The sequence below is a fragment of the Mariprofundus erugo genome, assembly GCF_005818865.1.
GTDB lineage: Bacteria > Pseudomonadota > Zetaproteobacteria > Mariprofundales > Mariprofundaceae > Mariprofundus > Mariprofundus erugo.
Window position 1 is genome coordinate 1 of sequence record NZ_VBRY01000027.1, and the last position, 493, is coordinate 493.

A 493-nucleotide genomic window follows, 5' to 3' on the forward strand; every position below is an offset into this window, starting at 1 on the left:
GTTTCCCCCAACTGAGCGACATTGTTAAAGAAGGTAGACTGCTCCCCACCGGCGCGGATAAAGCGATCAGCGTGATTCGCGCCCGGCTGCGTGAGAAAAAGGGCGGCGTGCAGGCTTAACGCGGCACATCAAAAGCGTCAACCAACACCTTCCCGGCAGGTTCAGAGCCTGCCGGGAAGGTTCGCATATCAGAGGAATCGCTTGTGACCACCACCCTTTTCGCCGAACAATTCAATCTCCAACACGAGCTAGGACGCGGCAGCTTTGGCGTTGTGTACCTGGCGCTGGATACGACGCTGCGCAACCGCCGTGTGGCGCTGAAGATCCTGCACCCCCAACTGTCGGTGGACCCGGCGACGCTGGGCATTTTTCAGAACGAAGCGGGCACGATGGCGGTGCTGCGCCACGACAACATTGTGACGCTCTACACCGCGGGCCTCTGGCAGGGGCAGCGCTATCTGGTGATGGACTACATCGACGGCCCGTCGCTGGC

Annotated in this window: 1 protein-coding gene; it reads left to right on the forward strand. The window is 60.6% G+C overall.

Translation table 11 applies throughout. The features are described from left to right. Positions 1-203: 203 nt before the first annotated feature. The coding region (locus tag FEF65_RS13255) for a protein kinase domain-containing protein (protein ID WP_153227332.1) at positions 204-493 on the forward strand (290 nt) is incomplete at its 3' end.